The organism is Armatimonadia bacterium (assembly GCA_039679385.1).
Taxonomy (GTDB): Bacteria; Armatimonadota; Zipacnadia; order Zipacnadales; family JABUFB01; genus JAJFTQ01.
Genome location: JBDKVB010000023.1, coordinates 1 through 8424 on the forward strand (window position 1 = coordinate 1; position 8424 = coordinate 8424).

General features: G+C 65.5%; 7 protein-coding genes. All 7 read right to left on the bottom strand.

The features are described from left to right. Window positions 1–1827: 1827 nt before the first annotated feature. Window positions 1828–2073 (bottom strand): hypothetical protein, encoded by a 246-nt coding sequence (locus ABFE16_02505; protein ID MEN6344143.1) that lies wholly within the window; start codon window positions 2071–2073, stop codon window positions 1828–1830. 6 nt (window positions 2074–2079) lie between these two features. Further along, on the bottom strand, window positions 2080–2595 hold the full coding sequence (locus ABFE16_02510; protein MEN6344144.1) for a hypothetical protein: 516 nt from the start codon (window positions 2593–2595) through the stop codon (window positions 2080–2082). Between the two features lie 61 nt (window positions 2596–2656). Beyond that, window positions 2657–3940, bottom strand: coding sequence for a hypothetical protein (locus ABFE16_02515; protein MEN6344145.1), 1284 nt, complete (start codon window positions 3938–3940; stop codon window positions 2657–2659). Between the two features lie 36 nt (window positions 3941–3976). Then, window positions 3977–4393, bottom strand: a complete 417-nt coding sequence (locus ABFE16_02520; protein ID MEN6344146.1) for a hypothetical protein — start codon at window positions 4391–4393, stop codon at window positions 3977–3979. Then, entirely contained in the window at window positions 4394–5257 is an 864-nt protein-coding gene (locus ABFE16_02525) for a hypothetical protein (protein ID MEN6344147.1), read from the bottom strand. It abuts the gene before it with no gap. Window positions 5258–5897: 640 nt separating this feature from the next. Continuing rightward, window positions 5898–7304 (bottom strand): hypothetical protein, encoded by a 1407-nt coding sequence (locus ABFE16_02530; protein ID MEN6344148.1) that lies wholly within the window; start codon window positions 7302–7304, stop codon window positions 5898–5900. 63 nt (window positions 7305–7367) lie between these two features. Continuing rightward, window positions 7368–8424, bottom strand: a 1057-nt coding sequence (locus tag ABFE16_02535) for an RHS repeat-associated core domain-containing protein (GenBank protein ID MEN6344149.1), incomplete at its 5' end; no start/stop codon positions are given.

Sequence of the window (8424 nt, forward strand, 5' to 3'; positions counted from 1 at the left end):
TGCTGCGCTCCAGCGTCAACTGGTTCAGCGTGTTGTACTCGTAGTAGGTCGTCTCGCCGTTCTTCGTCAGTTGCGTGCGGTTTCCTGCCGCGTCGAAGCGGTAGTCGAAGGCATACAGCCCCTGGCCTGAACCGTCCGTGCCGGCGTTGCGATGGCAACAAGCGACAGGCATACCGCTGCAGACATCGCACCCACGGAGGCGCACGACAGTACTGTGGCCAGAAGATCGGGACCCACCCCTGGGAACAGCCTCGTCGTCATCCCGCCCCCCAAGGACACGAAGGCGAGCAGCCCTCCCAACCCACAGGCCACGGCACTTTCCAGGAGCCAGCGCAGGACCCCGCGCAGACGCCAGGGCAGGAGCCACCGACTGCCCCTGAGACCAGCCCATACGCCCACCATCGCGAGGCCCAGTCCCACCGCCCGGCAGAACAGGGAGTCCGGAACTAGGGTCCACGAACCACCCCCTGTCACCGAGCCGAGTACTGTCAGCCAATAGAGGCACGTGAGTAGCACCCCCGTGACCGCCAGGAGCAGGATGTGCGACCATGTCCTCCGCAGACCGCAGAGGACAGCCGCCATCGTCCACCCGAAGAGCAGCGAGACGATGAGCAGATCCCAACTGGAGGCCAGCGTTCGCCGTGATGCATCGCGCAGACCATGGGGCAGACTGAGGGCAACGGGTCTGACCTCCTGGAACTGGACGCTGTCTCGCTCATACGGCTGCAGGGCTGCCGATCTAGGGCTACCAGTCCCTATCCCGTTGGGCATGACGAACTGGATCCCCAGGCACTGGATGCCATCGACCCTCCTCGATCGCACTGAGACGAAGAGGACGTGGCTCAGGTCGCCCCACCACAGGGAGTTGCTGGGCCCCGCTGCGTACTCGTGTTCGGGGGGCGGCAGTCCCTGCCGGAGCTTCTGTTCACTCATCCCGACGGACAGTCGCAGCTGTCCGGCTCCTCGCGTGCCACCGAACGGGGTCCCTTGCGGCTGCACGCAGACGGCACCATCTGTCTCCGACATCAGCACCACCGCAACCATGCGCTCGTCCCTGTCGAACCCGAGGATGATCCCTCTGCCCGACACGACGGCCAGGGTCTTGCAGGGAGGCGTCCAGATCGCTGGCTCAACCACAACGACGCTTCGCACTCCCAGCGCGAGAGCGGCTGCCAGAAGCGGCCAGAGCCATCCCAGCACGCGGCGGATGGGTATGGGGGCCTGTGTGCTCAACATGGTGCGACTCCTGTAGCACGGTCATCGGACCGATTGCGACCGTAAGCGGCACAAGCGTTAGGCTATGTCCTGATGGGCTGCCCTCGGTTTGGATTCGCCAGGTCTGCGCCCCAGCATCCCGCCTGCGGTGCAGCCGAGGAAGGCGGCGAGCAAGAGAACGGCGGCAACGCCACGCTGGGCAGGCGGAGGAGAACAGATCGACAGCTGCACGGCCACGTGAACCACGCCCACTACCGCACCAGCCCACCTTGCACCCCCGAGCGCTTGCCGGGCAGCGGAACCTACGACCACACCCCAGACCGGGTACGACGACAGCAGCAGGTAGAGCAGAACGGGTGACGCACGCCCTAGCGGGCACGAGCCGGTGAGACTCAGGATGGCCCACCCGCCCGCGAACGCCAGTGCGGTCACCATGCCCCACGTGACCGAGTAGAGAAACGCGAGGGAGGCAACAACCAGAACGCATCGGAGGATCGTGCCTGCGCGTCTCATCTCCTCACTCCTCCGCCCAGACGCTCCCGTCTCTTGCGGATGGTGTGCCCGGCCTCGGTCATCGCCACCAACTCCCAGTGTCTCGCCCGAGAGACCACATCACGCGAGCTTCCCTCGCTGGGTACGGTTTCGTACCGCGTCGAAGCGGTAGTCGAAGGCATACAGCCCCTGGCCCGACCCGTCCAGCCAGTCTTCGCCCGTTAGCCGCCCGGCGTCGTCGTAGTTGTAGTAGCTGGTTACCTGGTTCGGCAGCCGTCGGGCGTCACAGGCGTCTGTTGGTGTCGTGCCAACAGCGAAGGCTCTCTTCCTGGCCGCCCTTTGGCCCGCACACGTCCCGCCAAGCACCCCGCCTTACGAGGAGGCAACCTCCAGCCACGTTGGGCGGCGCTCAGGTGGTGGCGCCAAATGCTCGGTGACCCTGACGTGTCCGTTCCTGAGAACCTCGATCCTATCAATGCCGCCTGACACAACCAGTAGGGCGCGGCGCCCCCCTGAGGCTGGCGCGGGCACGCTCACGGTGTCCACCGGAACTCCCACACGTCGGGCTCCCTCAAGAACCTGGTCCAGGTAGGCTGCGCCGGAGCGATCGGCAAGACTCGCGAACTCAGTTGGCGACTCTGGGTAGCGGCCATGTTGCGCTCGGAAGTCCTCCGCACTCAAGGCAAGGAACCTCGCGGGCATGGCGACCACATACAACTCGCGCCGCTCACGGAAGAAGACCGTCTCAGCCAAGAGCGATAGCAGCAGCAACAAGAGCAGAACGCCGAGTGCCCAGGCGATCGTGACGGTGGCAGTACGGAGGACCGCCGCCTTCGGCGAGGCGCGTGCATGCCGGGCGCGGCTACGTGCAGTTCCTATGGTAGTCATCGTGCATCTCCTCGTCGGTGTGCCACGGACACCCATCCATCTCCCACACGCCCTCTCCCGCTCATGCCCCGGTCTTCGCTGCCGTCGAGTTGCGCCGGGCGAAGTCCACGAGCGTGGCGTCCATCTTCTCCATGTCGGAGTACTTCGCGAGGCTCGTGGCTGCGGTGTCCTTCTTGGCTGGCTCGTTCATTCCCGTGTACGCCTTGACGAGGGCCCTGTACTTCTCCCACCCCCACCGGGAGGTGCCTGGCTTCTCGAGCCAGGTCGCTCCTTCGGCATAGCGCCCCATGCCTACGAGTGCGCTCCCGATCAGCACCGCTGCCTGGGCCTGGTCCAGTCCCGTCTCAGCCACGGCATAGCCCTCTCGGGCCAGCGCGAGGCTCTGTTCGTACTCGCCCAGGTGGTTGTGCGCTCGGGCAAGACAGAACTCGCGCTCGCCGGGCATCAGGTCTCTTCGTCGCGCTACCTGTGCCAGCACCTCCATCGCCTGCTCCCGCCGCCCCGCCGCCGCGAATATGCATATGGCCCTGCCTGTGGCAGCCGGTGACGAGTCGCGTCTGACCATCTCGGCGGCCCACGTGAGCGCCCTGGGCACATCGCCCGCCAGTAATAGCTCGGAGACGATCCCTTGAGCCAGGTCGGGGTCGTCGCGCCCGGATAGTGCGTCCGCCTGGCAGTACCAGCCCGCGGCCTCCAGATGCTGGGTGAGCCGGTCGGCGCACTCGGCCAGCCGCATGCAGATCCGCGCGCGGTTCTGGTCGGTGAGAGGTCGCTGCCCTGGGAGTGTGAGCGCGTGCCTGAACTGGGCATACGCCCCCGCGTAGTCACGGTTCTTGTAGAGAGCCGCGGCGTGGTACTCGTTCAGGTACCTGGACGTGGGGAACCAGCGCAGTCCGTGCGCCGATACGCCCAGTGCGGAGTTCGCGCTGTCCATGCGGTCACTGGCGATCTGGCACAGCGCCACGTAACCCTCGGCCCCGTGCCAGGGGGCAAGCGTCAGTCCAAGGCTCAGGTCGATGGTCGCCGCTGCGGGCGCGGTTCCCGCCTTGGCACGACCAGACGCAAGGTACGCCGGGCCGTACCAGGGACCCCATCGCGCGGCCCGCTGTGCAAGAGGCAGGGCCTCCGACACACTCCCCTGCTGCAGCAGTGCCTCGGCCCTGCGCGTAAGGCGCCACGCCTGGCACTGAAGGCCGGCCAGAACGCCAGCTACGAGAACGGCAGCGATCACGGCCATACGCCGGCAGCGTCCCCAACGGCGGACAGGGGTCGTCTCCTGCGCCTCCGACTCCGGCTCTGGCGCCGGCTCGTCTGCGATACACAGCCGCGCCTCTTCGTCTGCCATCACAGTCGCACCGCTCTTCCCAAGCGCGTCGTGGGCTTACGAACCTGGGCCGCTGCTGGCCCCATCCGTCGTGGCAGAATGGCGCCTCGCCCAGTCGGCCACCGCCAGCTCAATCCTGTGCTCAGCTTCGTGTCCGGCCGCAGCCTTCCTGGCTGCTCCCGACTTGGCTGCATCCCCCGTGTGCGCATACGCCTCTGCAAGCGCAGTCTGCCTGTCGTACTCCGTGGCGCCCGTGTCGCCCTGCTCTCGCGTTAGCCACGATAGTCCCTCCGGGTAGCGACCGAGCCCCACAAGGGCGATGCCGGCTTCTGTTGCAGCCGCAAGCCTGTCGTTAACTCCGTCCGCCCAGCTATAGGCGGTCTGCGCATGGGCGAAAGCCTCGGCGGACCGACCTGTCTTGCGGCACGCAAGTGCAAGCCACATCTCCCTGTTGTATGGAGAGAAACTGGGCATCTAGGACACTCTCGCCAGGACAGCCATCGCCTCGTCCCACTGCCCGAGCCCAATCCTCGCCCTGAACACCGTGGCATCGGCAGACCCCTGGGGCTCGCGTCGGTTCCACTCCTGGGTCCATTCCATCGCGCCGGTCACGTCCCCCGCACACAGGAGCGCAGAGAAGATGCCCCTCGCAAGACCGACATCCTTGCGCCCTGACAGCGCGTCGGCCTGACGGTACCAGTTCACCGCTTCAGTGTACTTGGACAGTTCACTCTCACATTCGCCGAGGCTAGTGAGGAGTCTGGCACGCTCGGAATCCGTGGCGTTGCGGAACCCGGGGTGGCTTCTCGCGCGTAGGAACTGATCGCGGGCCGCCGCATAGTCCCCAATGCCCCGCAGGGCGGCCGCGCGGGCGAGAACGAGGTTCACCGAGTCTGGGAACCAGCGCAGGCCGCGCTCTGACATGGACAGAAGGCTCTGATAGTCGTGCAGCCGGCTTGACGCGATGATGCCAAAGGCGACATAGCCCTCGTCGCTGTGTCGCGGAGCAAGACGTAGGCCCAGGGCCAGGTTCGTGACCGCGGCGACCGGGTCGTCATCTGCCTGCGCGCGCCCCAGCGCAATGTGCGCAGGCCCGTACCACGGAGCCAGACGCGTGGCCTTCTGTGCGTTGGCAAGCGCTTCGGGCGTGTTCCCCCATCGCAGGTACCACTCAGCGTAGCCGGTGTAAAGCCGCGCCTGGTGCTGCAGTCCGGCGACGACACCGACCACCACGATGCACGCGATGATACCCGCCAGCCGCCGCCGTCGGCCGTTGGAGACCGGCCCCAGCTCTCCAGACCGACGCAACGGCGGCGGCCCATCCCGTGGGGTCATCATACTCGCCTTCCTCCAGGGCCATGCCATCGCCACCAGCTCCCAGTGTTCCGCCCAACAGACCACATCACGTGGGCTTCCCTCGCTGTGTGCGGTTTCGCACCGCATTCCAGACGACCCACCGCCACCACAGGCTTCGAGCACTTGCGGCCTCAGGAACCCGGTGGCCGGTCCGCCGTGCACCCCTCTTGGGCAGCACTACGAGGGGTACTCTGGCGGCGCCGCTGGACGAGTTGCGCTAGGTATGCCCCGAGCGTGCAGCTCAGTATCGCGGCTAGCGCAAACAGCAGGTCGTCCGCCCCGCAGTGCATACGCGCCGTGGCTGCTGGGATGAGAGACAGCGCGCCCGCGGCAATGCCAACGGCAACTCCGGCCATAGCCCCACGACGCGTCAGGAGCTGTGCGAGGGCACCCAGCGCCAAGCCGCAGACGGGCCATGCGAGGCAGAACGCCACCCCAATCCAATGGCTCAAGCATGGCGAATAGGTATCTATTGCTACCCATATGGCGAATAGCATACTGCTTCCTACGAGAAAAACGATCCACTGGAGTGTGCCGAGCCCGACGATGAGGCCAAGGGTCAGTCCCCTGCGTTCCGTAGGCCGTCCCCCGTACTGCGTCCAGTAGGTGATCGCATCAGTGTCTATCGCCATTGCCACGGCAGGTCGCCCTTGCTCGGATCCTCATCTTTGGGCTTGGGGCCGGATCGGTCTGCTCGCCACTCCCACGTCGGCTTGCCGCCGTCGTCGATGCCGTCGGGGCCGACGCTGTACAGCACGTAGCGGTCGCCGATGCGCTGATAGCGGAGCGGGCCGGTGGAGAACGGGTCCTGCGGCACCGGCCAGTTGATGCGGGCCAGGTCAGACAGTGATTCCGGATACTGGCCAGTGCGCTGCTTGTACACGGAGAGACCAAGGCTGGCGGAGATGAGGTTGAGGCGAGTCTGACAACAGAGGCGGGCGACGGCTGCTTCTGACAGGTCTGCGCTGAAGATGCGGGCCACGACGGTGCACTTCAGGCCGCCCCTGCTCCAGTCGTTCAGCTCCTGGTTCAAGCGCGGAAAGTCGTTCCATTGGGCGGCCGTGGCCTGGATGGTTCGTTCCATGTACTCGAGATAGGCCGTCTCATCATGACGGAACAAGGGTGGAAGCGCACGGGCGTATGTCCAAATGGCCCAACCCATGCCGGCCTCGCTGTCGTCGCCACTGACGCTCCACGGCTTCCGGTGGGCCATACCATAGATGGACAGGGTTCTGGCTCGCTCAGTCTGCATAGCCTCTTCCAGATTGGCCCGGAGGTCGATGCCAGTGAGGAGGGCGAGGATGGCTCGGGGATCGGACGCGGAGATGGTGCAGCGAGGTAGAGCGAACTCCGCGCTTCTCTGGCTGACGGAGAAGCAGGCGTAGGCCACCGTCTGGGAGATGAAGGTGGGAGCGCGTGTGGTGTGCACGCTCAGGGCGAGGCCGGCCCGCAGGCGGCGGGCGGTGAGTGCCGCGTCGCCCTGAGCCGCGGCGACGGCGGTGGCATCGGCGCAGAAGCGAGCAACGTCGCGGAGCTTCGACAAGTGGAGCATGGACGTGGGTATGATCTCGGACCAGTCGTCGTCGAACCGGCAGCCCGGCAGGGCAGCGGCGCGGTTCAGCAGTTCGAGGGCGTCTGCATCTTGCTTGAGCAGCCCCGCCAAGCCCTTGAGGTCCTGGGCACTGAACCAGTCCCCCCCGCCGTAGCCGAGGGGCTGACCTGCTTCCCGGACGTAGCCCGTGCCGGTGGGCGACAACTCCCGTTTGCCGATGTACGTATGCGGCTTGATCATCTCGGCCACCCGGAGATATGCGGTCGCGGCGTTCTGGTCGGCCGGGATGCGAGGCGGAGTAGCTTCGGCGAAGGTCAAGGGTGCGCTCTCAGCCTTCACCTTGGCCAGACCGGCCTTGAGTCTGTAGCTGGCAATGATGGTGGTGGTGACATCCAGGACGATGAGAACCGCCAGACACCACAGCAGCATTCGGCCCAGGCGCCGCCAGAAGGAGCGGCGCGGAGGGTGACGTCTCACGTTGCTGTCAGCCTCCACTGCCACGGTAAGTCCCCCTTGCCGATATCCTCGTCTTCGCGACGGTCACCCGCAGTGGCACTGCAGGTGACCTGTTAGGGATTTGTAGTAGCACTTGCCGAGCCCCGATAGGGTGCCTCCCGTCTCGCACAGGCACTTCTGGTAGTCAAACTCAACGCAATCCTGACAGTCTACTTCGGCATCGGTGCAAGGCCCGGCATGCGGGTCACGCGGTTTCCCCTGCATGCAACATGCGAGGTAGTCACAGGCCAAGCCGGTCGCCTTTCCCTTTCCATACTTCGCGATGCACTTCGCGCACGCCCTCCAGCCTTTCTGGCATTCCTTCAAGCATTGCTTGATCAGGTTCCTCGTATCCCTGCCCTTCGGCCAGTCGACCGCGCACGGGCGGCAGTCCCACAGGCCAGCTGCGTCGGTCCCGAGGACAGGGTCGTTTTCGCAGTAGGTGTATGCACCGGGGCCGTTCATCAGCAGTGGGTCTACTGAGATGAAACGCGTGATGGCAGCCAAGCACCACCGCCACCAGACCTGTTCCAGCCCGACGGTAGGCTCATGGAAGTACCCATACCCGCCAACATACTGGTACGGCGTCTCGGTCGTCCCCGTCCGTCCGAGACTCGTTCCGAACGCCTCGTACAGGAAGGTGTCGCTGAGACTACCGTCGCCGGCTGTGAGGCCGATGACCGTGCCCAGGGCGTCGAAGAGCTGCCAACATTGGGAGCCCAGTTGGCTGACCAGCAGGCTGTAGGCACTCCCGCCTTCGCTCAAGTGGTATCGGCTCAGTCCGCCCGTCGTCAGTTCGGCGATCAGTTTCTGGTCATCGTAGATCAGTGTCTCTGCGATGCCGTTTTCGCTGCGCCACACCCGCTGCATGTGGGCATTGTACTTGTTGTCCAGAGTCACGCCGGGTGCCTGGATTCGCGTGAGCGCCTCGTCCACATCCCAGGTGAAGTAGGTCCAACCCTCGACGTCCTGCTGGCTTGCCATTGCTCCGTCGGCTTGCCACTGGTAGTAGGTCTGCGCACCGGCGGTGCTGCGCTCCAGCGTCAACTGGTTCAGCGTGTTGTACTCGTAGTAGGTCGTCTCGCCGTTCTTCGTCAGTTGC

What these genes read in the sequence shown, in the direction of transcription:
- ABFE16_02510 (MEN6344144.1), bottom strand. Translation starts at nt 2,595, where the DNA reads ATGACTACCATAGGAACTGCACGTAGCCGCGCCCGGCATGCACGCGCC.
- ABFE16_02515 (MEN6344145.1), bottom strand. Translation starts at nt 3,940, where the DNA reads ATGGCAGACGAAGAGGCGCGGCTGTGTATCGCAGACGAGCCGGCGCCA.
- ABFE16_02520 (MEN6344146.1), bottom strand. Translation starts at nt 4,393, where the DNA reads ATGCCCAGTTTCTCTCCATACAACAGGGAGATGTGGCTTGCACTTGCG.
- ABFE16_02525 (MEN6344147.1), bottom strand. Translation starts at nt 5,257, where the DNA reads ATGATGACCCCACGGGATGGGCCGCCGCCGTTGCGTCGGTCTGGAGAG.